Origin of the sequence: Streptomyces lothianensis (genome assembly GCF_047779955.1) — a bacterium.
In the GTDB taxonomy this organism is placed as follows: domain Bacteria; phylum Actinomycetota; class Actinomycetes; order Streptomycetales; family Streptomycetaceae; genus Streptomyces.
On sequence record NZ_JBLMKT010000041.1, the window covers coordinates 186,380 to 212,119 of the forward strand.

At 70.7% G+C, this 25,740-nt stretch carries 22 protein-coding genes; 17 read left to right on the forward strand and 5 right to left on the reverse strand.

The features are described 5' to 3' along the window. The 11 genes from mraY (at position 1) to ACLF6P_RS15555 (ending at position 11,311) form a co-directional block, all read left to right on the forward strand. Positions 1 to 1,071 carry a phospho-N-acetylmuramoyl-pentapeptide-transferase gene (mraY, locus tag ACLF6P_RS15505; RefSeq protein WP_415950857.1) on the forward strand — a complete coding sequence of 357 codons (1,071 nt, stop codon included), beginning with the start codon at positions 1 to 3 and terminating at the stop codon, positions 1,069 to 1,071. A gap of 68 nt (positions 1,072 to 1,139) precedes the next feature. Further along, positions 1,140 to 2,552 (forward strand): UDP-N-acetylmuramoyl-L-alanine--D-glutamate ligase, encoded by a 1,413-nt coding sequence (gene murD / locus ACLF6P_RS15510; RefSeq protein ID WP_415950961.1) that lies wholly within the window; start codon positions 1,140 to 1,142, stop codon positions 2,550 to 2,552. Positions 2,553 to 2,612: 60 nt separating this feature from the next. Further along, positions 2,613 to 3,965, forward strand: a complete 1,353-nt coding sequence (gene ftsW, locus ACLF6P_RS15515; protein WP_415950858.1) for a putative lipid II flippase FtsW — start codon at positions 2,613 to 2,615, stop codon at positions 3,963 to 3,965. 6 nt (positions 3,966 to 3,971) lie between these two features. Then, positions 3,972 to 5,066, forward strand: coding sequence for an undecaprenyldiphospho-muramoylpentapeptide beta-N-acetylglucosaminyltransferase (murG, locus tag ACLF6P_RS15520; RefSeq protein ID WP_415950859.1), 1,095 nt, complete (start codon positions 3,972 to 3,974; stop codon positions 5,064 to 5,066). 52 nt (positions 5,067 to 5,118) lie between these two features. Further along, positions 5,119 to 5,910 (forward strand): cell division protein FtsQ/DivIB, encoded by a 792-nt coding sequence (locus tag ACLF6P_RS15525; RefSeq protein WP_415950860.1) that lies wholly within the window; start codon positions 5,119 to 5,121, stop codon positions 5,908 to 5,910. Positions 5,911 to 6,195: 285 nt separating this feature from the next. Further along, entirely contained in the window at positions 6,196 to 7,425 is a 1,230-nt protein-coding gene (gene ftsZ, locus ACLF6P_RS15530; RefSeq protein ID WP_415950861.1) for a cell division protein FtsZ, read from the forward strand. Between the two features lie 38 nt (positions 7,426 to 7,463). Then, positions 7,464 to 8,186, forward strand: a complete 723-nt coding sequence (gene pgeF / locus ACLF6P_RS15535) for a peptidoglycan editing factor PgeF (RefSeq protein ID WP_415950962.1) — start codon at positions 7,464 to 7,466, stop codon at positions 8,184 to 8,186. Positions 8,187 to 8,240: 54 nt separating this feature from the next. Further along, entirely contained in the window at positions 8,241 to 8,993 is a 753-nt protein-coding gene (locus ACLF6P_RS15540) for a YggS family pyridoxal phosphate-dependent enzyme (RefSeq protein ID WP_415950964.1), read from the forward strand. Positions 8,994 to 9,117: 124 nt separating this feature from the next. Then, positions 9,118 to 9,765: a cell division protein SepF gene (locus ACLF6P_RS15545; protein ID WP_415950862.1), complete on the forward strand. Its 648-nt coding sequence runs from the start codon at positions 9,118 to 9,120 to the stop codon at positions 9,763 to 9,765. 57 nt (positions 9,766 to 9,822) lie between these two features. Next, entirely contained in the window at positions 9,823 to 10,107 is a 285-nt protein-coding gene (locus ACLF6P_RS15550; RefSeq protein ID WP_415950863.1) for a YggT family protein, read from the forward strand. Positions 10,108 to 10,162: 55 nt separating this feature from the next. Continuing rightward, positions 10,163 to 11,311 (forward strand): DivIVA domain-containing protein, encoded by a 1,149-nt coding sequence (locus ACLF6P_RS15555; protein ID WP_415950864.1) that lies wholly within the window; start codon positions 10,163 to 10,165, stop codon positions 11,309 to 11,311. A gap of 329 nt (positions 11,312 to 11,640) precedes the next feature. Here ACLF6P_RS15555 and ileS read toward each other — a convergent pair whose 3' ends face one another. Further along, positions 11,641 to 14,784, reverse strand: coding sequence for an isoleucine--tRNA ligase (ileS, locus tag ACLF6P_RS15560; protein WP_415950865.1), 3,144 nt, complete (start codon positions 14,782 to 14,784; stop codon positions 11,641 to 11,643). A gap of 405 nt (positions 14,785 to 15,189) precedes the next feature. Next, positions 15,190 to 15,381, reverse strand: coding sequence for a DUF1059 domain-containing protein (locus tag ACLF6P_RS15565; protein ID WP_415950866.1), 192 nt, complete (start codon positions 15,379 to 15,381; stop codon positions 15,190 to 15,192). A gap of 317 nt (positions 15,382 to 15,698) precedes the next feature. Here ACLF6P_RS15565 and ACLF6P_RS15570 point away from each other — a divergent pair, with 317 nt between their 5' ends. The 5 genes from ACLF6P_RS15570 to ACLF6P_RS15590 all read left to right on the forward strand — a co-directional run bounded on the left by ACLF6P_RS15570 (position 15,699) and on the right by ACLF6P_RS15590 (position 21,022). Next, on the forward strand, positions 15,699 to 16,832 hold the full coding sequence (locus ACLF6P_RS15570) for a TraR/DksA family transcriptional regulator (protein ID WP_415950867.1): 1,134 nt from the start codon (positions 15,699 to 15,701) through the stop codon (positions 16,830 to 16,832). A gap of 147 nt (positions 16,833 to 16,979) precedes the next feature. Beyond that, positions 16,980 to 17,720, forward strand: coding sequence for a signal peptidase II (gene lspA, locus ACLF6P_RS15575; RefSeq protein ID WP_415950868.1), 741 nt, complete (start codon positions 16,980 to 16,982; stop codon positions 17,718 to 17,720). Between the two features lie 122 nt (positions 17,721 to 17,842). Continuing rightward, the gene (locus ACLF6P_RS15580) at positions 17,843 to 18,787 is read left to right on the forward strand and encodes an RluA family pseudouridine synthase (protein ID WP_415950869.1); all 945 of its coding nucleotides are present in this window, start codon (positions 17,843 to 17,845) and stop codon (positions 18,785 to 18,787) included. Between the two features lie 104 nt (positions 18,788 to 18,891). Next, positions 18,892 to 19,368: a GNAT family N-acetyltransferase gene (locus tag ACLF6P_RS15585; RefSeq protein ID WP_415950870.1), complete on the forward strand. Its 477-nt coding sequence runs from the start codon at positions 18,892 to 18,894 to the stop codon at positions 19,366 to 19,368. Positions 19,369 to 19,435: 67 nt separating this feature from the next. Further along, positions 19,436 to 21,022 carry a Na+/H+ antiporter gene (locus ACLF6P_RS15590; RefSeq protein ID WP_415950871.1) on the forward strand — a complete coding sequence of 529 codons (1,587 nt, stop codon included), beginning with the start codon at positions 19,436 to 19,438 and terminating at the stop codon, positions 21,020 to 21,022. A gap of 119 nt (positions 21,023 to 21,141) precedes the next feature. Here ACLF6P_RS15590 and ACLF6P_RS15595 read toward each other — a convergent pair whose 3' ends face one another. Further along, the gene (locus ACLF6P_RS15595) at positions 21,142 to 22,236 is read right to left on the reverse strand and encodes a mechanosensitive ion channel family protein (protein ID WP_415950872.1); all 1,095 of its coding nucleotides are present in this window, start codon (positions 22,234 to 22,236) and stop codon (positions 21,142 to 21,144) included. A gap of 58 nt (positions 22,237 to 22,294) precedes the next feature. Here ACLF6P_RS15595 and ACLF6P_RS15600 point away from each other — a divergent pair, with 58 nt between their 5' ends. Continuing rightward, positions 22,295 to 22,864 (forward strand): dienelactone hydrolase family protein, encoded by a 570-nt coding sequence (locus ACLF6P_RS15600; RefSeq protein ID WP_415950873.1) that lies wholly within the window; start codon positions 22,295 to 22,297, stop codon positions 22,862 to 22,864. A 57-nt stretch (positions 22,865 to 22,921) separates the two neighbouring features. Here the strand turns inward: ACLF6P_RS15600 and ACLF6P_RS15605 are convergent, their stop codons facing one another. Both ACLF6P_RS15605 and ACLF6P_RS15610 read right to left on the reverse strand, forming a co-directional pair. Beyond that, complete coding sequence (locus ACLF6P_RS15605) at positions 22,922 to 24,520, reverse strand: serine/threonine-protein kinase (protein WP_415950874.1); 1,599 nt, start codon at positions 24,518 to 24,520, stop codon at positions 22,922 to 22,924. A gap of 176 nt (positions 24,521 to 24,696) precedes the next feature. After that, entirely contained in the window at positions 24,697 to 25,686 is a 990-nt protein-coding gene (locus ACLF6P_RS15610) for a zinc metalloprotease (RefSeq protein ID WP_415950875.1), read from the reverse strand. Positions 25,687 to 25,740 lie beyond the last annotated feature (54 nt).

Genomic DNA, 25,740 nt, shown 5'->3' on the forward strand with positions numbered 1-25,740 from the left:
ATGAGGCAGATCCTGTTCTCCGGTGTCATCGGTCTGTTCCTGACCCTGATCGGCACCCCGCTGCTCATCAAGCTGCTCGCGAAGAAGGGCTACGGGCAGTACATCCGCGACGACGGCCCGCGCGAGCACGCCAGCAAGCGCGGTACGCCGACGATGGGCGGTATCGCCTTCATCCTGGCGACGATCATCGCGTACTTCGCCACGAAGCTGATCACCGGAGCACCGACCACGTTCTCGGGTCTCCTGGTGCTCTTCCTGATGGCGGGCATGGGCCTGGTCGGCTTCCTCGACGACTACATCAAGATCATCAAGCGGCGTTCGCTCGGTCTGCGGGCCAAGGCGAAGATGGCCGGACAGTTGATCGTCGGCATCACCTTCGCGGTGCTCGCCCTGCAGTTCGCGGACATCCGGGGCAACACACCGGCCTCCACGAAGCTGTCGTTCGTACAGGACTTCGGCTGGCAGATCGGCCCGGTCCTGTTCGTGATCTGGGCACTGTTCATGATCCTGGCGATGTCCAACGGCGTGAACCTCACCGACGGCCTCGACGGTCTGGCCACCGGCGCCTCGGTGATGGTCTTCGGCGCGTACACCTTCATCGGCGTCTGGCAGTTCCAGGAGTCGTGCGCCAACGCCGTCACGCTCACCAACCCCTCGGCCTGCTTCGAGGTACGTGACCCGCTCGACCTGGCGATCGTGGCCTCCGCGCTGATGGGTTCCTGCTTCGGCTTCCTGTGGTGGAACACCTCGCCCGCCAAGATCTTCATGGGCGACACCGGTTCGCTGGCGCTCGGCGGAGCTCTCGCCGGCCTCGCGATCTGCTCCCGTACGGAGCTGCTCCTCGCCATCCTCGGTGGCCTCTTCGTCCTGATCACCATGTCGGTGGTCATCCAGGTCGGCTCGTTCCGTCTCACCGGCAAGCGCGTCTTCCGGATGGCGCCGCTGCAGCACCACTTCGAACTCAAGGGGTGGTCCGAAGTCCTTGTGGTGGTCCGCTTCTGGATCATCCAGGGCATGTGCGTGATCGTCGGTCTCGGTCTCTTCTACGCAGGGTGGGCGAACAACAAGTGACCGCACACGGCGCCCCGGACAACCCGGACGCCCCGGACACCCCGGATGCTCCGGACACCCCGCACGCGCTGGACGTCGCGGGCCGGCACGTCACCGTCGCCGGTCTCGGCGTGAGCGGCATCAGCGCCGCCCGTGCCCTGGCCGGCCTCGGCGCCGCGGTGACCGTGGTGGACGGCGGCTCGGGCGAGCAGCACAAGGAGCGGGCCGCGACCCTGGAGGCGGACGGGATCTCCGTACGGCTCGGGGATGCCGAGACCCTGCCCGAGGGCACCTCCCTGGTCGTCACCTCGCCGGGCTGGAAGCCCTCGTCCCCGCTGTTCGCGGCGGCCGCCGAGGCGGGCGTGGACGTGGTCGGGGACGTCGAGATCGCCTGGCGCCTGCGCGGCCCGGACGCGGCCGAGTGGCTCGCGATCACCGGCACCAACGGCAAGACGACCACCACGCAGATGCTCGCCTCGATCCTGCGCGCGGCCGGCCTCAGGACCGCCGCCGTCGGCAACATCGGTACGCCGATCATCGACGTGATCCTCGAAGGCGACGAGGCCTACGACGTGCTCGCCGTCGAGCTCTCCTCGTACCAGCTGCACTGGGCGCCGTCCCTTCGCGCCCACTCCGCCGCGGTCCTCAACCTCGCGCCCGACCACCTCGACTGGCACGGCTCGATGGCGGCGTACGCCGCCGACAAGGGCCGCGTCTACGAGGGCAACCGGGTCGCCTGCGTCTACAACATCGCGGACCGGGCCACCGAGGACCTGGTCGTCGAGGCCGACGTCGAGGAGGGCTGCCGCGCGATCGGCTTCACCCTCGGCACTCCGGGCCCCTCCGAACTCGGCGTCGTCGAGGGCCTCCTCGTCGACCGCGCCTTCGCCCCGAACCGGCAGAAGAACGCCCAGGAACTCGCCGAGGTCGCCGACGTCAACCCCCCGGCCCCGCACAACATCGCCAACGCCCTCGCGGCCGCGGCCCTCGCGCGCGCCTACGGCGTCGAGCCGTCCGCCGTACGGGAGGGCCTGCGCGCCTTCCGCCCGGACGCGCACCGCATCGCCCACGTCCAGGATGTGGCGGGCGTGGCCTACGTGGACGACTCCAAGGCGACCAACACCCATGCCGCCGAGGCCTCGTTGGCCGCGTACGAGTCGATCGTCTGGATCGCGGGCGGCCTCGCCAAGGGCGCCACCTTCGACGCGCTCGTACAGAAGTCGGCAAAGCGACTTCGCGGTGCGGTGCTCATCGGCGCCGATCGCGCGCTCATCGCCGAAGCGCTTCGGCGACACGCCCCACACGTCCCGGTCGTCGACCTCGAACGGACCGACACTGGGGCGATGTCCGCGGCCGTACGCGAGGCGGCACGGCTCGCCGAACCCGGGGACACCGTCCTCATGGCGCCCGCCTGCGCCTCGATGGACATGTTCGTGAACTACAACAAGCGCGGCGAGGCCTTCGCACAAGCGGTCCACGCACTCGCCGCCGAGAACTCCTAGCCCGGTCCGAGCAGACGTCCGCCCGGTCCGGGCGGTGGCGATGACTGGAGGGGACACGAGATGGGTGCGAGCCGTTCCGGCACTGTGAAGCGGGCCCCGGCGCGCCCTGGCAGCCCGCGCCCCCGCACCCCGCGCCCGGCCCGCGGCCCTTCGGGCGAGAACCCGCTCAGGCGGCTGTACCTGCGGGCCAAGCGGGCCTGGGACCGGCCGCTGACCGCGTACTACCTGATCCTCGGCGGCAGCCTGCTCATCACGACGCTCGGGCTCGTGATGGTCTACTCGGCCTCGCAGATCCAGGCGCTCGAATACTCCCTCGTGCCCTCGTACTTCTTCCGCAAGCAGTTCTTCGCGGCCGTGCTCGGATCAGTCCTGCTGGTCATCGCGATGCGGATGCCGGTGCGGCTGCACCGGGCACTCGCGTATCCGATCCTCGTCGGCAGCGTCTTCCTGATGGTCCTGGTGCAGGTCCCGGGGATAGGGCACGAGGTCAACGGCAACCAGAACTGGATCGCGCTCGGCGGCCCCTTCCAGCTCCAGCCCAGCGAGTTCGGCAAGCTGGCGCTCGTGCTGTGGGGCGCCGACCTGCTCGCCCGCAAGGGCGACAAGCGGCTCCTGACGCAGTGGAAGCACATGCTGGTGCCGCTCGTTCCGGTGACGTTCATGCTGCTCGGCCTGATCATGCTCGGCGGTGACATGGGCACCGCGATCATTCTCACGGCCATCCTCTTCGGCCTGCTCTGGCTCGCCGGCGCCCCGACCCGGCTGTTCGGCGGAGTGCTCGCGGTCGCCGGCCTGCTCGGCTTCATCCTCATCAGGACCAGCCCCAACCGCATGGCCCGGCTGGCCTGCCTGGGCGCCTCGGACGCCGGTCCCGACGACCAGTGCTGGCAGGCACTGCACGGAATCTACGCGCTCGCCTCCGGCGGATTCTTCGGTTCCGGCCTCGGTGCCAGTGTGGAAAAATGGGGACAACTGCCCGAGCCTCACACGGACTTCATCTTCGCCATCACCGGCGAGGAACTCGGCCTCGCGGGGACGCTGTCCGTACTCGGTCTCTTCGCGGCTCTAGGCTATGCGGGTATCCGCGTGGCCGGACGCACGGAGGAGCCCTTCGTGAGGTACGCAGCGGGAGGCGTGACCACCTGGATCACGGCCCAGGCCGTGATCAACATCGGTGCGGTGCTCGGTCTGCTGCCGATCGCCGGAGTCCCGCTCCCGCTGTTCTCCTACGGAGGCTCGGCCCTGCTGCCGACCATGTTCGCGGTCGGGCTGCTGATCGCGTTCGCGCGCGACGACCCCGCGGCACGGGCCGCGCTTGCCATGCGGTCGGCCGCCTCTGATAAGAAGCGGGCTGCGGGGAGATGGAACACGATGCGACGGCGCGCCAAGGCGCGGCCGTCCGGAGAGCGGTGAATTTCGGTGCATGTCGTACTCGCCGGTGGGGGGACCGCCGGCCACATCGAGCCGGCGCTCGCCCTCGCGGATGCCCTGCGCAGGCAGGACCCGACCACGGGCATCACGGCCCTGGGCACGGAGCGCGGCCTGGAGACCCGGCTCGTGCCCGAGCGCGGCTATGAACTGGCGCTGATCCCGGCCGTGCCGCTCCCGCGCAAGCCCACGCCCGAACTGCTCACGGTCCCGGGCCGGCTGCGCGGCACCATCAAGGCGGCCGAGCAGATCCTGGAGCGCACCAAGGCGGACGCCGTCTGCGGCTTCGGCGGATACGTGGCGCTTCCCGCGTACTTCGCGGCCAAGCGCCTCGGTGTGCCGATCATCGTGCACGAGGCCAACGCGCGCCCCGGCCTGGCCAACAAGATCGGCTCGCGCTACGCCTCGGCCGTCGCGGTCTCCACCCCCGACAGCAAGCTCCGCGACGCGCGCTACATCGGCATCCCGCTGCGCCGTACCATCGCCACCCTGGACCGCGCCAAGGTCCGTCCCGAGGCGCGCGCCGCCTTCGGGCTCGACCCCCATCTGCCCACGCTCCTGGTCTCCGGCGGTTCGCAGGGCGCACGGCGGCTCAACGAGGTGGTCCAGCAGGCCGCCCCGTACCTCCAGCAGGCGGGCATCCAGATCCTGCACGCGGTCGGCCCCAAGAACGAACTGCCGCAGGTGCAGCAGATGCCCGGGATGCCCCCGTACATCCCGGTACCGTACGTGGACCGGATGGATCTCGCGTATGCCGCGGCCGACATGATGCTCTGCCGCGCGGGCGCGATGACCGTCGCCGAGCTCTCCGCCGTCGGACTCCCGGCCGCCTACGTCCCGCTGCCGATCGGCAACGGCGAACAGCGGCTGAACGCCCAGCCGGTGGTCAAGGCGGGCGGCGGACTCCTCGTCGACGACGCGGAACTGACGCCGGAGTGGGTGCAGCAGCAGGTGCTCCCGGTTCTCGCCGATCCGCACCGGCTGTACGAGATGTCCCGCGCCGCCTCCGAGTTCGGCCGCCGGGACGCCGACGAACTCCTGGTCGGCATGGTGTACGAGGCGATCGCCGCACGCCACCGGGCGTGAAGCGGCGACCGGACGACACGGCACGCCGGATGGCGTGAGAAGGCAGGCGAGCGTGGCCGGATCCCCAGCTGTCACCGGTGAGCGGCAGCGGCCCGAGGCTCCGGCCCGCCCGCCGCAGCCGGGGCCCGCCCGCCGCCGGCTGCCCTCGCCCCGGCTGCTGCTCCTCCTCGCGGTGCTCGTGACGCTGCTCGGCGCCGCGGTCATCTGGCTCCTGTACGGCTCGCAGTGGCTCCGTGTGGAGAAGGTGACGACCTCGGGCACACGGGTGCTGACCGCACAACAGGTGCTCGACATCGCGGCCGTTCCGGTCGGCGCACCGCTCGTCTCCGTCGACACCGAGGCGATCGAGGACCGGCTGCGACGCGAACTGCCCCGTATCGACTCGGTCGACGTGGTGCGTGCGTGGCCGCACGGGATCGCCCTGAAAGTGACCGAACGCAAGCCCGTTCTGCTCCTGCACAAGGGCGGGAAGTTCGTCGAAGTGGATGCTCGGGGCGTGCGGTTCGCGACCGTCACGCGCCCGCCCGAGAACGTACCGAAGCTGCGATTGAACGCCGGGCGTTCACCGAGTCTGCACCGTTTCGGCACCGATCGGCTCCTGGTGGCGGCCGTCGACGTGGCCGGCGACCTCCCACGGGCCGTGGTCGCGCGCACCCGCACCATGGAAGTGCGTTCATATGACTCCATCTCCCTGGAGTTGACCGACGGCCGGACCGTCGACTGGGGAAGCAGCGAGAAGGGTGAGTCGAAGGCCGCCGTGTTGACCGCGCTCCTGAAAGCCGCGCCGGATGCCCGGCACTTCGATGTGAGCGCCCCCACCTCGCCCGCCGTATCAGGGAGTTGACGGACATACGCCCTGGCCAGCACCCTGGTGTGCCGACGCGACGGCTGATCACATAGGGTGAAAAGAAAAACGGGAGGTTCGGCGTGTTCGTTGAACGCGCGCCACTTGTCGACTTAGTGTCCTGTTCGGAAGGGTCAGACAAAGGCCAGCAACAGACGCACTGGTAACCCTAAACTTCAGCGTTAGGGTTCGGGTCGGCGTTCGGACCGTCCCAATTCGGCATCAGTCGCCGCCGCGCACGACCGGCGGGCGGCGACACGTAACTCGAGGCGAGAGGCCTTCGACGTGGCAGCACCGCAGAACTACCTCGCAGTCATCAAAGTCATCGGTGTCGGCGGCGGTGGTGTCAATGCCATCAACCGGATGATCGAGGTCGGCCTCAAGGGTGTCGAGTTCATCGCCATCAACACCGACGCGCAAGCCCTGTTGATGAGCGACGCCGACGTCAAGCTCGACGTCGGCCGTGAACTCACCCGCGGACTCGGCGCCGGCGCCAACCCGGCCGTCGGCCGCAAGGCCGCAGAGGACCACCGCGAGGAGATCGAGGAGGTCCTCAAGGGGGCCGACATGGTCTTCGTCACCGCCGGCGAGGGCGGCGGCACCGGCACCGGCGGCGCACCCGTCGTCGCCAACATCGCCCGCTCGCTCGGCGCGCTCACCATCGGCGTCGTCACTCGGCCGTTCACCTTCGAGGGGCGCCGACGCGCCAACCAGGCCGAGGACGGCATCGCGGAGCTCCGCGAAGAGGTCGACACCCTCATCGTCATCCCCAACGACCGGCTGCTTTCCATCTCGGACCGCCAGGTCTCCGTCCTCGACGCCTTCAAGTCGGCGGACCAGGTCCTGCTCTCCGGTGTCCAGGGCATCACCGACCTCATCACCACCCCCGGCCTGATCAACCTCGACTTCGCGGACGTCAAGTCCGTCATGTCCGAGGCGGGTTCCGCGCTCATGGGCATCGGCTCCGCACGCGGCGACGACCGCGCGGTGGCGGCCGCCGAGATGGCGATCTCCTCGCCCCTGCTCGAAGCCTCCATCGACGGCGCCCGCGGCGTGCTGCTGTCCATCTCCGGCGGCAGCGACCTCGGTCTCTTCGAGATCAACGAGGCCGCCCAGCTGGTCAGCGAGGCCGCACACCCCGAGGCCAACATCATCTTCGGCGCGGTCATCGACGACGCGCTCGGCGACGAGGTGCGGGTCACGGTCATCGCGGCCGGCTTCGACGGCGGCCAGCCACCGTCCAAGCGGGACAACGTGGCCGGTGCCTCCTCCTCGAACAAGCGCGAGGAACCGGCACCCGCCGCGGCCCCGGCCCGCACCGAGTCCCGCCCCGCGTTCGGCGGCCTCGGCAGCGTCACCCCGCGCGAGGACACCGCCCCGGCGCCCGAGCCGGTCGCCGAGGCCAAGCCGGCCGAGTCCACGGCCGCACCGATCACCCCGCCGCAGGTCCCGCCGGCCCGTCCCTACCAGGACAGCCAGGCCGAAGAGCTGGATGTACCGGACTTCCTGAAGTGACACCGGTACCGATAGCGGCACAGCGCTACATCGTGAACATGGCGAGCGGCAGCAGCGGCGTTCACTTCGCCTTCACCGACCGGTGGGGCGGGGTGAGCGCCGCTCCGTACGAGCAGCTCAACCTGGGCGGCGCGGTCGGCGACGACCCCGCCGCGGTGCTGAGCAATCGCGAACTCGCTGCCCGCTCCCTCGGGATCGACCCCGCCCGGGTCGTCTGGATGAACCAGGTGCACGGCAAGGACGTCGCCGTGGTCGACGGACCCTGGGACGCCGGTACGGAGATCCCCGCCGTGGACGCGGTGGTGACCGCCCGCCGGGGCCTGGCCCTCGCCGTGCTCACCGCCGACTGCACCCCCGTACTCCTCGCCGACCCCGAAGCCGGCGTCATCGGCGCCGCGCACGCGGGCCGTCCCGGCATGCTGGCCGGGGTGGTACCCGCGACCGTCGAGGCGATGGTGGCGCAGGGCGCCGCACCGGGCCGGATCATCGCCCGCACCGGACCCGCGGTCTGCGGCCGCTGCTACGAAGTGCCCGCGGACATGCGCGCCGAGGTCGCGGCCGTCGAACCCGAGGCCTACGCGGAGACCGGCTGGGGCACACCCGCCGTCGACGTGACGGCCGGGGTGCGGGCCCAGTTGGTGCGGCTCGGGGTGCACGACATCGTGAGCTCCGAGGTGTGCACCCGGGAATCGGCCGACCATTTCTCGTACCGCCGCGAGCACACCACCGGGCGGCTCGCAAGCTACATCTGGCTGGACTGATACGACATGACGGACCCCACGGATCCGACGGACCCCATGGACACGGCGGACCCCATGGACACGGCGGGCCTCACGGACGCGGCGGGCCTCGCGGACCGCAAGGCCGAACTCGCCACGAACCTCGCGGAGGTGGAGAAGCGGATCGCGGCCGCCTGCGCCGCCGCGGGACGTGACCGCGAGGAGGTGACGCTCATCGTCGTCACCAAGACCTACCCCGCGAGCGATGTCCGGCTGCTCGCCGAACTCGGCGTGCGCCATGTCGCGGAGAACCGCGACCAGGACGCGGCGCCGAAGGCCGCCGCCTGCGCGGATCTGGACCTGGACTGGCATTTCGTGGGTCAGCTGCAGACCAACAAGGTCCGTTCCGTGGTGGGTTATGCCGATGTGGTGCAGTCGGTCGACCGGGCGAAGCTGGTCAACTCGCTCTCCGCGGCCGCCGTTCGCGCGGGGCGCGAGGTGGGCTGTCTGATCCAGGTCGCGCTCGACGCCGAGGTCGGCGGCCGGGGCGACCGCGGAGGCGTCGCCCCCGATGGAATCGGGGAGTTGGCTCGGCTTGTGGCGGAATCGCCCGGATTGCGGATCGACGGTCTGATGACGGTGGCGCCGCTCGCCGGTCCGTACGCGGGTGAACAACTCAAGGCGTTCAAGCGGCTGATGGATTTGTCGACTGACCTGCGCCGCGCCCATCCGGCTGCGAACATGGTCTCGGCGGGGATGAGCTCGGACCTCGAACAGGCCGTGGCGGCAGGGGCGACACATGTGCGCGTCGGCACTGCGGTACTCGGAGTCCGACCCCGGCTCGGGTAACGTCGCCAAGAAGTCGGACCACAGCAGAAAATATGGTGATTCTCGCAGATCAGCGGGGATGTCCAGTGGATCGTGGGCACTTGGCGGCCCCGGCGTATCCACCTCAGAGCGGAGGACTCAGAGCATGGCCGGCGCGATGCGCAAGATGGCGGTCTACCTCGGCCTCGTGGAGGACGACGGTTACGACGGCCGGGGCTTCGACCCCGACGACGAGTTCGAGCCCGAGCTGGAGCCCGAGCCGGAGCGGGACCGCAGGCGGCACGAGCCGCAGCGCGAGCTGCACCGGGAGGAACCGGAACGAAAGGCGCAGACCCCCGCACCCCGGGCGCCTCTTTCCTCGTCCGTCCCCGTTGCCGCGGGCGGATCGAGCGCAATTTCGTCAGAAATCGGGCGTCCTGCTCGAATCGCCCCCGTGGCATCCATCACACCTGAACGTCAGAACCAGGAGAAGAACGCACCGGTGATCATGCCCAAGGTTGTCTCCGAGCGGGAGCCGTACCGCATCACGACGTTGCACCCACGGACCTACAACGAGGCCCGTACCATCGGGGAACACTTCCGTGAGGGCACTCCGGTGATCATGAATCTGACCGAGATGGATGACACGGACGCCAAGCGTCTGGTGGACTTCGCGGCCGGTCTGGTCTTCGGGCTGCACGGCAGCATTGAGCGGGTGACACAGAAAGTGTTCCTGTTGTCTCCTGCTAACGTCGATGTCACGGCGGAGGACAAGGCCCGCATCGCAGAGGGCGGGTTCTTCAACCAGAGCTGAGACGCAGGACCGGAAAAACCGAGAAGTACAGGACACGGGGAGAGGGAAGCGCGAGTCATGAGCGTTGTCTGGGATGTGCTCTACATCGCGTTGTCGCTGTTTCTGGTCGTGCTGATCTTCCGGCTGGTCATGGACTACGTCTTCCAGTTCGCCCGCTCATGGCAACCCGGCAAGGCGATGGTGGTCGTTCTGGAGGCCACCTACACTGTCACTGATCCACCGCTCAAGCTACTTCGGCGGTTCATCCCGCCGTTGCGTCTCGGGGGCGTGGCGCTCGATCTGTCCTTCTTCGTGCTGATGATCATCGTCTACATCCTGATCTCCGTCGTGAGCCGGCTGTGAGCACGATGTCTATTACGGTCTTGCCGAATGCCGACGACTACGTTGAGGTGAAGAGATGCCGTTGACCCCCGAGGACGTGCGGAACAAGCAGTTCACAACCGTCCGCCTCCGAGAAGGCTATGACGAGGACGAGGTCGATGCCTTCCTCGACGAGGTCGAAGCCGAGCTGACCCGCCTGCTCCGCGAGAACGAGGACCTGCGCGCCAAGCTGGCCGCCGCGACCCGCGCCGCCGCGCAGAACCAGCAGCAGGGCATGCGCAAACCCCCCGAACCGCAGGACCAGCGACCCGGTGGGCCCGGTGGCCCGGGCGGTCCTGGTGGCCCCGGCGGCCCCGGTGGTCCGGGCGGCCCCGTGCCCGCCGGTATATCGGGCCCGCCGCAGCAGCAGATGGGCGGCCCCATGGGAGGCCCGCCGCAGCTGCCCAGCGGCGCCCCGCAGCTTCCGGCCGGCCCCGGTGGACACGGTCCGCAGGGCCCCGGCCCGCAGGGCGGCCCGATGCAGGGCGGCCCCATGGGCGGTCCGATGGGCGGCCCCCACGGTCCGCAGCTGCCGCAGCAGGGCGGCCAGGGCGGTCCCGGCGGCGACAGCGCCGCCCGTGTCCTCTCGCTGGCCCAGCAGACCGCCGACCAGGCGATCGCCGAGGCCCGCTCCGAGGCCAACAAGATTGTCGGCGAGGCGCGTTCGCGTGCCGAGGGCCTGGAGCGGGACGCCCGCGCCAAGGCCGACGCCCTGGAGCGGGACGCGCAGGAGAAGCACCGCGTCGCGATGGGCTCCCTGGAGTCCGCCCGCGCCACCCTCGAGCGCAAGGTCGAGGACCTGCGCGGCTTCGAGCGCGAGTACCGCACGCGCCTGAAGTCCTACCTGGAGTCGCAGCTGCGCCAGCTGGAGACGCAGGCGGACGACTCGCTCGCCCCGCCGCGTACGCCCGCGACCGCCTCGCTGCCGGCCTCGCCCTCGATGGCTCCGGCCGGTGCCGGTGCGCCCTCCATGGGCGGCAACAACGGCGGCGGCCCCAGCATGGGCGGTCAGCAGTCGATGGGCGGCCAGCAGTCCATGGCCGGAGCGCCCTCGTACGGCGGCCAGCAGCAGATGGCCCCGGCGATGACCCAGCCGATGGCGCCGGTGCGGCCGCAGGCACCGCAGCCGATGCAGCAGGCGCCCTCGCCGATGCGTGGGTTCCTCATCGACGAGGACGACAACTGACGCGTCTACGCGCGTGAAGCACGCGTAGCCGTCGGCGGCATACGAAGGGCCGGGCCCCGGGATCAGATCCCGGGGCCCGGCCCTTCTGTGTGCGTCGCACCCACGCGGTGGGTGGGCCCAGTCGTGCGGAGCACCCACGGATGGGTGGGCCACCCGGGGCTGTGCCCCTGGACCCCCCTTTGGGGCTGCGCCCCTTGCCCCCATGCGCTGAACGCGCTCGTCCTCAAGCGCAGGACGGGCTGGATCTTCCGGCCCGGCCTTGAAGCCCGCCCCTTGGCTGGAAGCGCCGACCCGGGCTGGGAAAACCCGGGCCGGCGGTCGGCCTGTGTCTAGGCAGGCGTCTTGCGGAGGCGGAAGGTGAGGCCCAGGGGCTCGTCCGTGAAGGGGGAGCCGTAGGAAGCGTCGGCTTCGCCCTCGGCGTAGTCCACCGCCAGGACCTCGTCGGCGATCAGCCCGGCGTGCTCCCGGAGCGCTGCCGTCAGGGCGGGGTCCGTCGCGGACCAGCGGACCGCGATCCGGTCGGCGACGTCGAAGCCGCTGTTCTTGCGGGCCTCCTGGATCAGCCGGATCGCGTCGCGGGCCAGGCCCGCGCGGCGCAGTTCCTCGCTGATCTCCAGGTCGAGGGCGACCGTCGCACCGGCCTCGGAGGCCACCGACCAGCCCTCGCGCGGGGTCTCCGTGATGAAGACCTCATCGGGGGTCAGGGACACCGTCTCGTCGTTGACCTCGACGGTGGCGTTGCCCGCACGCAGGGCCAGGGACAGCGCCGCGGCGTCCGCGTTGGCGACCGCCTTGGCGACGTCCTGGACGCCCTTGCCGAACCGCTTGCCCAGCGCGCGGAAGTTCGCCTTCGCGGTCGTGTCGACCAGCGAACCGCCCACCTCCGAAAGCGACGCGAGGGACTGGACGTTCAGCTCCTCGGTGATCTGTGCTCGCAGTTCCTCGCCGAGCTGTTCGAAGCCGGCCGCCGCGATCAGCGCACGCGACAGCGGCTGGCGCGTCTTGACCCCGGACTCGGCACGGGTCGCGCGCCCCAGCTCGACGAGGCGGCGGGCCAGCGCCATCTGCGTCGAAAGGGACGGGTCCACAAGGGACTTGTCCGCTTCCGGCCAGGTGGTGAGGTGCACCGACTCGGGGGCGCCCGGAGTGACCGGGACGACCAGGTCCTGCCACACCCGCTCGGTGATGAACGGCGTCAGCGGCGCCATGAGCCGCGTGACCGTCTCGACGACCTCGTGCAGGGTGCGCAGGGCCGCCTTGTCGCCCTGCCAGAAGCGGCGACGGGAGCGGCGTACGTACCAGTTGGACAGGTCGTCGACGAACGACGAGAGCAGCTTGCCGGCCCGCTGGGTGTCGTAGGCCTCCATCGCCTCCGTCGACTGCTCGACGAGCGTGTTCAGCTCGGAGAGCAGCCAGCGGTCCAGGAGCGGGCGCTCGGCCGCGGCCGGATCGGCCTCGCTCGGCGCCCACTTCGACGTACGGGCGTACAGCGCCTGGAAGGCGACCGTGTTCCAGTACGTGAGGAGCGTCTTGCGGACGACTTCCTGGATCGTGCCGTGGCCCACCCGGCGCGCGGCCCACGGGGAGCCGCCGGCCGCCATGAACCAGCGCACCGCGTCGGCGCCGTGCTGGTCCATCAGCGGGATCGGCTGCAGGATGTTGCCCAGGTGCTTGGACATCTTGCGGCCGTCCTCGGCGAGGATGTGGCCGAGGCAGACCACGTTCTCGTAGGAGGACTTGTCGAAGACGAGCGTGCCGACCGCCATCAGCGTGTAGAACCAGCCACGCGTCTGGTCGATGGCCTCCGAGATGAACTGCGCCGGGTAGCGCGACTCGAAGAGCTCCTTGTTCTTGTACGGGTAGCCCCACTGCGCGAACGGCATCGAACCCGAGTCGTACCAGGCGTCGATGACCTCGGGCACGCGGACCGCTTCGAGCGAGCAGCCCTCGTGGGTGCAGGTGAAGGTGACGTCGTCGATGTACGGGCGGTGCGGGTCGAGCGCCGACTGGTCGGTGCCGGTGAGCTCGGAGAGCTCGGCGCGGGAGCCGACGCACGTGAGGTGGTTCTCCTCGCAGCGCCAGACGGGCAGCGGGGTGCCCCAGTAGCGGTTGCGGGAGAGCGCCCAGTCGATGTTGTTGGTCAACCAGTCGCCGAAGCGGCCGTGCTTGACCGAGTCCGGGAACCAGTTGGTCTTCTCGTTCTCCTCGAGAAGCCGGTCCTTGACGGCGGTCGTACGGATGTACCAGGACGGCTGCGCGTAGTAGAGCAGCGCCGTGTGGCAGCGCCAGCAGTGCGGGTAGCTGTGCTCGTACGGGATGTGCCGGAAGAGCAGACCGCGCTCGTCGAGGTCGGCGGTGAGCTTTTCGTCGGCCTTCTTGAAGAAGACGCCGCCGACCAGCGGGACCTCGGGCGCGAAGGTGCCGTCGGGCAGGACCGGGTTGACGACCGGCAGGCCGTAGGCCTTGCAGACCAGGAGGTCGTCGGCGCCGAAGGCGGGGGACTGGTGGACCAGACCGGTACCGTCCTCGGTCGTCACATAGTCGGCGTTGACGACGAAATGCGCCGGTTCTGGGAACTCCACCAGCTCGAACGGACGTTGGTAGTTCCAGCGCTCCATTTCGGCGCCCGTGAAGGTCCGGCCGGTGGCCTCCCAGCCCTCGCCCAGGGCCTTTTCGAGCAGCGGCTCGGCGACCACGAGCTGCTCGGTGCCGTTGGTGGCGACCACGTACGTGACGTCGGGGTGCGCGGCGACGGCGGTGTTGGACACGAGCGTCCAGGGCGTCGTCGTCCACACCAGGAGCGCGGCTTCGCCCGCCAGAGGACCGGAGGTGAGAGGGAAACGGACGAAGACCGACGGGTCGACGACCGTCTCGTAGCCCTGCGCGAGCTCGTGGTCCGAGAGGCCCGTGCCGCAGCGGGGGCACCAGGGGGCCACGCGGTGGTCCTGGACGAGCAGGCCCTTGTTGAAGATCTCCTTGAGCGACCACCACACGGACTCCACGTACTCGGGGTCCATGGTGCGGTAGGCGTCGTCGAGGTCCACCCAGTAGCCCATACGGGTCGTGAGCTCGGCGAAGGCGTCGGTGTGCCGGGTCACGGACTCACGGCACTTGGCGTTGAACGCCGCGATGCCGTACTCCTCGATGTCCTTCTTGCCGGAGAAGCCGAGCTCCTTCTCGACGGCGAGCTCGACCGGGAGGCCGTGGCAGTCCCAGCCGGCCTTGCGGGCCACGTGGTAGCCGCGCATGGTGCGGAAGCGAGGGAAGACGTCCTTGAAGACGCGGGCCTCGATGTGGTGGGCGCCCGGCATGCCGTTGGCGGTCGGCGGGCCTTCGTAGAACACCCACTCGGGGCGCCCCTCGGACTGTTCGAGGCTCTTCGCGAAGATCTTCTGCTCGCGCCAGAAGTCGAGCACCGCGTGCTCGAGGGCGGGCAGGTCGACCTGGGCGGGCACCTGGCGGTACTGCGTCATCAGTCTTCCTCCGGCGGATGTGCTTCTCTCCGTCGGAGGGACGAGAGGCCGTCGCCGTTGCCGTGCGACGTACGCCGTGTGCGGCGCGCTCCCGCGGTACCACCCTCCTTGGCCTGCTCCGGCGCCGGTGTGCGCCTCGGTGGGCCCCCTCATTGGGTTCGCGAAGCCGGGTCTACCGGCCGCTGCTGTGCTGCGGCTTTCTTCCGGCGGCTCCGGGGTGATCTTCGCATCGCGCTCGCCCCCGGGCTTCCACCGTCCCCGGGTCGCTCATGGCTGCGTACGTCGCTACTCGTCCCCATCCAAGCCTTTCGCTGCGCCCAGTGTACGGCGCCCGGGTGGGGGCGGCCGACCGGTTTTGCGGCGCGGGGAGGGTGGGGACGAGGGCGGGGGCGGGGACGGGCGAGGTCAGGCGTGCTGGGGGACCTCGTCCTTGAGGCCGCTGCGGATCATTTCCCGCAGTTCCGGGCCGTCGGTGTGGCTGTGGACGGAGACGGCGTGCTCGGCGGCGGCGCGCACGACTTCTTCTTCCTCGCCCGAGATGGTGAGAGTGCAGTTCATCTCGCTGGGCGTGTCACGGCAGTCGATCACTTTGCGCATGATGGCGCACCTTCTTTCCTTGTCTCGCATTTTATGTCCGTGGGGTGGCTCCCGGCGAGGCGGGACGGGGCTCGCGCGGGGTGGCCGCGGGTGAGCGGAGTGACCCGAATGGCCATATGGAGGTCACCCCCGGTGGGGCGGGGGATCGGTCGCGGATTACCGGGCGGGGAGCTGGGCACAACGGATGCAGACCCGTCGCGAGCGCGCTGCGGGGCGGACGGATCGGGCGGCGTGCCCCGTTGCCGCGGGCCTGGAGTCGATTTATCGTCCCAGCACGATTCGCGAGCAAGATCACAATATGTGAAGGGGCCGCGGCCATGGTGGCGAAGAAGACCGCCGTACAGCACTCGGCATCGAGTGGTTCCGCTTCCGCGGCCAAGGATGTCGGCGGCAAGAAGTCGACGGCGGCCGCGGCCGCCCGTACGGCGAAGGCGGCGAAGGCCTCGGCGAAGAAGACGGCGGTCGAGTCGACGCCCGTCGAGAAGGCGGTGGCGAAGAAGGCGACGGCCAAGCAGGCGATGACGAAGAAGGCGACGTCGAAGGCGGCGACGGCGGCCGAGAAGGCCCCCGCCAAGAAGACTGCCGCCAGGAAGTCCCCTGCCGAGAAGTCCGCGGCCAGGAAGACCCCTGTCGAGGAGTCCGCCGCCGAGGAGGCCGCGGCGAAGGAGCCCACGGCGAAGAAGGCGGGAGCCAAGAAGGCCGCGGCGAAGAAGGCCGCGGCCAAGAAGGCGGTGGCGAAAAAGGCGGTGACCAAGAAAGCCGCGGCCGGGAAGGCGACGGCGGCCAAGACGACGGGCAGGGCGCCCGGCAGGACGACGAGCAAGGCGACGGGTAAGACGGCGGCCAAGGCGACGGACAAGGCCGTGACCGGCGCAGCGACCAAGGCAGCGAGCAAGCCCGAAGGCAAGGCGCAGAGCAGGCCGGACAGCGGCGGACAGGCCGTGAAGCAGACGGGAGCCAAGTCGGTGGGTGCGAAGAAGGCTGTGAAGACGGTGGAGACGGCCGCATCGGCCAAGGACGGCGGCGCGGTGCCCAAGGCGCGCGCGGCCCAGCCCGGTGAGCTCGCGGTGCGTCCCGGTGAGGACCCGTGGACCCCCGAGGAGGTCGAAGAGGTCCGCACGGAGCTGCAGACCGAGGTCGAGCGGCTGCGCGCGGAGATCACCGCGGGCGAGGCGGCGCTGCAGGGCCTGATGCGTGACTCGGGCGACGGGGCCGGTGACGACCAGGCCGATACCGGTACGAAGAACATCACGCGCGAGCACGAGCTGGCCCTGGCGAACAACGCCCGGGAGATGCTGGAGCAGAGCGAGCGCGCCCTGGAGCGGCTGGACGCGGGCACGTACGGACTCTGCGAGAGCTGCGGCAACCCGATCGGCAAGGCCCGCGTGCAGGCCTTCCCGCGGGCGACCCTGTGCGTCGAGTGCAAGCAGAAGCAGGAGCGCCGCCACTGAGTGCCGGAGCCGTCCACGGGGTCCGTGGCCTCGGGTGCCGTGCCGTGCCGGATCGGCGCCGGGCGCCGAGCCGGATGCGAGGCTCGGCCCCCGTACGTACGTGCCGTACCCTCGTGCTCAGTCAGGCATCTAGGTTGAGGGACTCACGTGGCAGAGGCGGAGAGCGTCATCGGTACGCCGGATGTTGAGGGTGCGGAGCCGGAGAAGGACCCGCAGTCCGAGGGAGTCCAGGAAGCCGGGAAGACCGAGGCCGGGAAGGGCGAGGCCGGGAAGGGCGAGGCCGGCAAGGAAGCCGAGGCCGGCGAGGAGCCCGGGGCCGAGAACCCGGACACCGAGCCCGGGGCCGAGAACCCGGACACCGAGCCCGGGAAGCCGGAGGCCGAGCAGCCCGAGGCCCCCAAGGGGCGGCGCAGGATCCTCGCGCTCTTCGCGGTGGCCGCCGTGGCCTATGCCCTCGACCTGATCAGCAAGATGATCGTGGTCGCCAAGCTGGAGCACCACGAGCCGATCGAGATCATCGGCGACTGGCTGCGCTTCGAGGCGATCCGCAACGCGGGCGCGGCCTTCGGCATGGGCCAGGCCTTCACGATCGTCTTCACCTTCATCGCCGCCACCGTGATCGTGGTGATCGTCCGTCTTGCCCGCAAGCTTTACAGCCTGCCCTGGGCCATCGCGCTCGGCCTGCTGCTCGGCGGTGCGCTCGGCAACCTCACGGACCGTCTGCTGCGTGCGCCCGGCGTCTTCGAGGGGCATGTTGTCGACTTCATCGCGCCGAAGAACTTCGCCGTTTTCAATCTGGCGGACTCGGCGATCGTCTGCGGCGGCATCCTGATCGTGATCCTGTCCTTCAAGGGCCTGGACCCGGACGGCACCGTCCACAAGGACTGAGCACCCACCACCCGGCCCACCATCCGGACCGGCGCCGCCCCACCCCCGGCCCGACGACCCCACCGCCCGGCCCTCCAGGGTGCCCGGACAGGGGCACTCGCGCCGTCCGTCATAATTCCGGGGTGAGCACACACCCCGAGATCCGCAGTCTGCCCGTACCCGACGGCCTGGAGGGCGAGCGCGTCGACGCCGCCATCGCCCGTATGTTCGGCTTCTCCCGTACGAAGGCGGCCGAGCTGGCCGCGGAGGGAAAGGTGCAGGTCGACGGGTCCGTGGTCGGCAAGTCCGAGCGGGTGCACGGCGGTGCGTGGCTCGAGGTCGAGATGCCGCAGGCGGCCGCGCCCGTGGAGATCGTGGCGGAGCCCGTCGAGGGCATGGAGATCGTGCACGACGATGACGACATCGTCGTGATCGTCAAGCCCGTCGGTGTGGCCGCGCACCCCTCGCCCGGCTGGACCGGCACCACCGTGATCGGCGGTCTCGCGGCCGCCGGCTACCGGATCTCCACCTCCGGCGCGGCCGAGCGGCAGGGCGTCGTGCACCGCCTCGACGTCGGCACCTCCGGTCTGATGGTGGTCGCCAAGTCGGAGCGTGCGTACACCTCGCTCAAGCGGCAGTTCAAGGAGCGCGTTCCGGAGAAGCGTTACCACACGCTCGTCCAGGGGCACCCGGACCCGCTGAGCGGCACGATCGACGCCCCGATCGGGCGCCACCCGCAGCACGACTACAAGTGGGCGGTGACCGCCGAGGGCAAGCCCTCGGTCACGCACTACGACCTGATCGAGGCATACCGGGCGGCCTCGCTGCTCGATGTGAAGCTGGAGACCGGGCGTACGCATCAGATCCGCGTGCACATGGCGGCGCACCGCCACCCCTGCGTCGGCGATCTGACCTACGGCGCCGATCCGACCCTAGCCAAGCGCCTCGGGCTGACCCGCCAGTGGCTGCACGCGGTCAAGCTCGGCTTCGAGCACCCGGCCGACGGGCGCTGGGTCGAGTTCGAGAGCGCCTATCCGGCCGATCTGCAGAAGGCGCTGGATGTGATCGCGGCGGAGACCTACCGCTGAGCGTAGGTCCGAGGGTGAGCGTAGGTCCGAGGGTGAGCATAGGGCCGAGGGTGAGCGGGGGTTCGAGGGTGAGTGAGGGGTCGAGGGCGGGAGAGGCGTCGACGGTGAGCGAGTCCTGCACGGTGCGCGAGGCGGTGGGCGAAGAGGACCGCGCCGCCTGTTTCGCCGTACGCAAGGAGGTCTTCGTCGGCGAGCAGGGCGTGCCCGAGGACATCGAGTACGACGCGTACGACGCCGAAGCCGTGCATGTCCTCGCGGTCCGCACCGCGGACGGGCAGCCGCTCGGCACCGGACGGCTGCTCATCGGCGAGGCGGGGCGCGCGAAGAGCGGCGAGGCGGGCGTGGGCTCGCTGGGGCGCCTCGCCGTCCTGAACGCCGCGCGCGGGCTGGGTGTCGGGGCCGCGCTGGTGCGGGCCATCGAGGGCTGCGCGCGGGAGCGCGGGCTCGCCGGCATCGACCTGCACGCCCAGACGCACGCACTCGGCTTCTACGCACGGCTCGGCTATGTCGCGTACGGCCCGGAGTTCGACGATGCGGGCATGCCGCACCGGGGGATGCGGCGGGACCTGCAGGGCGAGTAGTACGTCCCGTTCTGTCCTGAAGGTGGCAGTCTTGGGTTCTTGATCGGAACCGGCCGCCGGAGGACGCGTGGAACAGTTGGCGCTGCTGTTCATCCTGTTGCTCGGGGCCGTGGTGAGTGTGCCGATCGGGGAGCGGCTGCGGCTGCCCGCGCCGGTGCTGATGACGCTCGTCGGGATCGTCCTCGCCCTGGTCCCGGCGGTGCCGAACGTGGACATCCCGCCGGACTACATCCTTCCGCTGGTTCTTCCGCCGCTGCTCTACGCCGCCGTGCAGCGGACGTCCTGGCGGCAGTTCGCCGCCAACAAACGGCCGATCATCCTGCTCGCGGTGGCGCTGGTCTGCGTGACCACCGTGGCCGTCGCCTTCACGGCGCACGCCCTCGTGCCCGGTCTGCCGGTCGCCGCCGCCGTCGTGCTCGGCGCCCTGATCGCCCCGCCCGATCCGGTGGCCGCCACGGCCGTGGCCGGTCAGCTCGGCCTGCCCCGGCGGCTCGTGTCGATCCTGGAGGGCGAGGGCCTCTTCAACGACGTCACCGCGATCGTGCTCTACCACGTCGCGATCGCCGCGGCCGTGAGCGGCACGTTCTCACTGCCCGAGGCCGCGCTGGAACTGGTGCTCTCGGCCGTGGTCGCCGTCGCCGTCGGTACCGCGCTGGGCTGGGCCGCCAACAAGCTCATGGGGCTGCTCGGCGATGCCACGCTCCAGGTCGGGCTCACCCTGCTCGTGCCGTTCGTCGCGTATGTGATCGCCGAGGAGCTCAAGGGCTCCGGGGTGCTCGCGGTCCTGGTGACGGCGCTGTTCCTCGCCGAGTACGCCTCCGATGCCGATGACGTCATGGGGCGCCTGGTCAGCCGGAGCTTCTGGGAGATCGTCGACACCCTCGTCACCGGTGTCGCCTTCGGTCTGATCGGCCTCGAACTGCACAACGCCATCGGCTCCGCGGCCGGCAGGTGGGCCGAGTGGAGCGGCTGGGCGGCGGTGATCGTCGGGGTCGTCGTGTTCCTGCGGCTGCTGTGGCTGCTGCCGGCGACCTGGCTGGCGCAGCGGCTGCACGGCCGGCGGGACTACGAGGAGGAGATCCCGGTCAGCTGGCGCGAGACCGTCGTCATGTGGTGGTCGGGCATGCGGGGCGTGGCCTCGGTGGCGCTCGCCCTGGCCATTCCGCTGCACATGGACGACGGCTCGCCGTTCCCCGGCCGCGACGAGATCATCTTCATCGCCTTCGGGGTCATCATGGCCACCCTGATCGTCCAGGGCCTGACCCTGCCGTGGCTGGTGCGCAGGCTCGGAGTCGAGGCGGACGCCGAGGCCGAGGACGCCTTCGAGCAGGAGCTCGCGCTGCGGGCCACCAAGGCGGCGAAGGCGCGCCTCAAGGAGATCGAGGCGGTCGAGGAGCTCTCCCAGGAGTCCCTCGAACAGCTCCAGCGCTCGGCCCTCGACATCGGGCTGCGCATCAGCCCCGACATGCTGGACGAGCAGCGCAGGGAACACTTCGCACAGCGGGCCGACATGATGAAGCGGCTGCGCGCGATCCGCGCCGAGATGTTCTCGGCGGCCCGGCACGAGGTGCTGGCGGCGCGCAGCGAGGCCGGTGCGGATCCGGAGATCGTGGACCGGGTGCTGCGCCATCTCGATGTGCGCAGCATGCGCTGAGGCGCGCCGCCCCGTTCCTACCCTGCTCCGCGCCCGGCGCCCGCCCTGCTCCGCCCTGCTCTGCCCTGCCCCGCAGCCCGCGCTGAGACGCCCCGCCCCGCAGCCCGTGCGGGAGGTGCTCAGCCGCGCCCGGTCTTCGGCGTCTCCCCCTCCGGGGCCGAGTGGTCCGGCAGGTGCTTCGGCCGCGGCGAGGCCTGCGCGGTCGTGACCCGGGGGAGCGCGTACGGGTGGTGCTCGGAGAGCCAGCTGATCATCTGCTCGCGGACCGTGACCCGCACTGTCCACACGTCGTCCGCGTTCTTCGCCGTGGCCACCGCGCGCACCTGCATCGTGGTCGGTGTGGTGTCGGTGACCGCGAGACCCCAGTCACGGCCGTCCCAGGCCGGGCACGCCTGCAGGATCTCGTGCAGCTTCTCGCGCATCTCGTGCAGCGGCGCGGTGTGGTCGAGGTGGAAGTAGGCCGTGCCGGTGAGCTGGCCGCCGCCGCGTGACCAGTTCTCGAAGGGCTTCGAGGTGAAGTACGAGACCGGCATGGTGATCCGGCGGTCGTCCCAGGTGCGTACGGTCAGGAAGGTCAGGGTGATCTCGTCGATCGTGCCCCACTCGCCGTCCACCACCACGACGTCGCCGATCCGCACCATGTCGCCGAAGGCGATCTGCAGACCCGCGAACAGGTTTCCGAGGGTCGACTGGGCGGCGATGCCCGCGACGATGCCGAGGACACCCGCCGATGCCAGCATCGAGGCGCCGACCGTACGCATCGTCGGGAAGGTGAGCAGCATCGCGGCGGCCGCCACCACCCCCACGACCGCGGTGACCACGCGCTGGATCAGCGTCACCTGGGTACGCACCCGGCGGACCCGGGCCGGATCGCGATGCGTGGCAGCGTAGCGGGCGTAGCTCGTCTCGACCACCGCCGCGGCGATCCGCACCACCAGCCAGGCGCAGGCGCCGATCAGGACGAGGGTGAGGGCATGGCCGATGCCCTCCGCATACTTCTCCAGCACCTGCGCGTGCCGGTACGCGCCACGCAGCAGCGACGCGAGCAGCACGCACTGCAGCGGGAGGCGGGCCCGGCGGAGCAGATCCCACAGCGGGGTGTCCGGGTGGCGGCGGTCGGCCCGGCGCAGCAGGCGGTCCACCAGCCAGCCGACGGCCAGCGTGATGAGAACCGCGGAGCCGATCACGATCAGTGGGCGCAGCACGTTCTCCATACGTCAGAGAGTATGTGGGGTGCTCCGGAAGGCTCGGCGCGGGTGGCACGATGGCGCCATGAACATCATGCTTTTCCATTCGGTCCTCGGTCTGCGGCCCGCCGTGCACAGCGCCGCCGAGCGCCTGCGGGCCGCCGGCCACGAGGTGTGGGTACCGGACCTCTACGACGGCAGGACCGCCGACTCCGTGGAGGAGGCCCGGAAGATCAAGGACGAGATCGGCACGGACGAACTGCTGCGCCGCGCGGTCGCCGCCTCCGCGCCGCACTCCGAGAAGGGCCTCGTCTACGCCGGCTTCTCGCTCGGGGCGGCCCTCGCGCAGAACGTGGCCCTCGCCGACGAGAAGGCCCGCGGGCTGCTCCTCCTCCACGGCACCTCGGACCTCACCGACGACGCCTCCGTGGACGATCTCCCCGTACAGCTGCATGTGGCCGATCCGGACCCCTTCGAGTCCGACGACTGGCTGAACGCCTGGTACCTGCGGATGGGCCGGGCGGGGGCCGATGTCGAGGTCTTCCGCTACCGCGGTGCGGGCCACCTGTACACGGACGCGGACCTGCCGGACTACGACGCCGAGGCGGCGGAGGAGACCTGGAAGACCGCGCTGGGCTTCCTGGAGACGCTGTAGCCCTACGGCAGTCCCACCCGGTGGTCCCACCGGCCGCGCGGGCGCTGCCCGGACGCGTCACCGTCGTCGGCAGGTCCCCGAGGGGGATGCGGCCGGCGGGTAGCACTGCAGGCCGAAGTCCGCGGAATCGGTGCTGATGTAGCGGCCGATGCAGCTGTTCTTGTCGGTCCGGCCGATTCCGGCGCAGTACGTCAGGGCCGCGCGGCCGTCGGGGAACGAGCCGGTGTGGATGACCCAGTATCCCGGGCGCAGCGAGGCGTAGTCGTCACTGAGCAAGTAGTCCGCATCGGGCACCGTCTGCCGGATCTTCGCCAGCCGTTTGTCGCGCGCGGCTGTGCCGGTCGAGGTCGGCTCGGAGAACAGCATGGCCACCCAACGTCCCTCGTCCCGGGCCGGCTGCGGGGTGCTCGGCGGGGGAGTGGAGGGCGTGGCCGTGCCGGTCGAGGGCGTGCTCGACTGCGTGCGGCTCTCCGAGGGCCCGGCGGACGGGCTCCCGGCGGGCGTCGTCGAACCGGCCGGGACATCGGGGTCCTTGCCGTTCGAGCCTTTGCCGTCCTCGCGCAGTGCGAGAACGAGCGCGGTGGCGGTCACGAGGGTGACGGCCACCGCGACCACGGCGAGGACCACCGCCCTACGACCGGAGGCGGCCGTACGACGGGAAGCGACCGTGGGGCCGGGAGCTGGAGCGGGAGTGGGGGCGGGAGTGGGAGCGGGCGGTCGGCCGGAAACCGGCGGCTGTCCGGAAACCGGTGGCGGTGGCAGCGGTGGTGGTGCCTGGGCAGTCCGCGTCGGCTGCTCCGCCGTCCAGTGCGGTGCCGGGCCCGGATCAGGTGCCCGTCCCGCCTCCACCTCGGCGAGCAGCGCGTCGAGGCGGTCGTGGTCCGGCCGGGCCGCCGGATCGCGTACGAGCAGCGCCGTGAGTACGGGGGCGAGCGGGCCGGAGCGTACGGGCGGCGGGACCGGATCGTCGAGCACCGCCGCGAGGGTGGCCAGCGTCGTGGCCCGGCGCAGCGGCGAGACGCCCTCCACGGCGCGGTAGAGGACGAGCCCGAGGGACCACAGGTCGGAGGCGGGATCGTCGCCCGTGCCGCGGATGCGCTCCGGCGCCATGTACTCGGGCGAGCCGATGAGGTCGCCGGTCGCGGTGAGCGAGGACGAGCCCTGCAGTGCGGCGATCCCGAAGTCGGTGAGCACGGCCGAACCGTCGGTGCGCAGCAGCACGTTGGCGGGTTTCACATCGCGGTGCCGGATCCCGGCCGCGTGCGCGGCTTTCAGGGCCGAGAGCACCTGGCGACCGATCCCGGCCGCTTCGGCGGGCGGCAACGGTCCCTGCGCCAGACGGTCCTGGAGGGTGCGGCCGGGCAGCAGCTCCATGACGATCCACGGATGCGGCTCGCCCACGGGCTCGAGGATCTGGTGGACGGTGACCACATGGGGATGGCTGAGCCGGGCCAGCGCCCGTGCCTCGCGCAGCACCCTTCCGCGCCGTACGGCGGGTTCCTCGGCCGCCGCCGGGTCGGGCGGACGCACCTGTTTGAGCGCGACCTCACGGCCCAGCACGGTGTCGAGGGCCCGCCACACCGTGCCCATACCGCCGCTGCCGAGCCGCTCGACGAGTTCGAAACGGCCGTCGATCCTGTCGCCGGGAGCATGCACCCCAGAACCCCTCCACCCCGTCTGCGGAAGCCCAGGGTAGAGGGGTCGGCGTGCGGCTGGTGTCTCGATCCGCGGCGTCAGCCGGATGGGGGCCGGCGGTCAGCCGCGTACGAGCCGGGAATCAGCCACGCGGGTCGGGGTGCGCCACGCGGCCGGGGTGAGCCGCGCGGTCGGGGTCAGCCGCGGTAGGCCGCCCAGTGCTCCTGCATGCGCAGGGCCTGGCCGGGCGTGAACTGATACATGCAGGCGTCGTAGGTGTAGTCCATGAAGTTGTGGATCGGGTCGACGCCCGGCTTGCGGCGGCAGCTGTCCTGGCCCTCGGGGCAGCCGTACGCCGGGCTCTTCTCGGCCGCGGTGTCGTCGACGTAGTCGCCCTTGCCGTTACAGCCGCCCTGGAAGGTGTGGTACAGCCCCATCCAGTGGCCGACCTCGTGGGTGGCGGTGTCGCCCTCGTTGTAGTTGCCCGCCGAGCCGCCCGGCAGCGAGGCGTCGAGGACGACCACACCGTCGTCCGACGGGTTGCGGTCGTACGAGGACGGGAAGGTGGCCCAGCCGAGAAGGCCGCCGCCGAGGTTCGCGGTGTAGAAGTTCAGGGCGTCGGGACCGCCCTGACGCAGCGAGGATTTCATCTCCTTCTCGGCGGTCGAGCCCGGCTCGATGCCGTTGTACCAGGAGGCGTTGTCGGTGTAGTCCGTGGCGGCCAGGGCGAACTGGAAGCCGGAGTCCGCGTTGCCGGTGCCCTGGCCGCCGAAGCCGGAGTTGAGGACATCGAGCTGGTTCGCGATGTCGGTGGCCGAAAGCTTGCCGGTGGCGCCGTCGTGGATGACGTGGAAGTAGACCGGGATGGTCGTGGTGGTGGCCGTGGCCGTGGCCGAGAGCCTGCCGTTCTTGCGCAGCTTGTCGAGTCTGCGCTCCAGATCCGCGTGCATGGCCTTGGCCTTGGCCGCGCTGACCTCGTTCGGCTCGGCCTTGTGGTCGCTGCCCTTGACCTTGCGGGCCGAACTGACCTGCTCGTCCTCGCAGTCGGTGGCCGCGGACGAGGGCGCCGCGGCGATCGCCGAGCCGCCGGGGGCGGCGAGGGGGCTCAGGGCGAGAGTTCCGGCCACCAGGGCCGAACCGATGAAGCGCCTGCGCAGACGCGGAGATATGGCGGGAAGAGCACGCATGTGGGGACTCCTGGGGGACGAGGGCGGGAGGGACTTCCTCACTGCCGCCGGGAG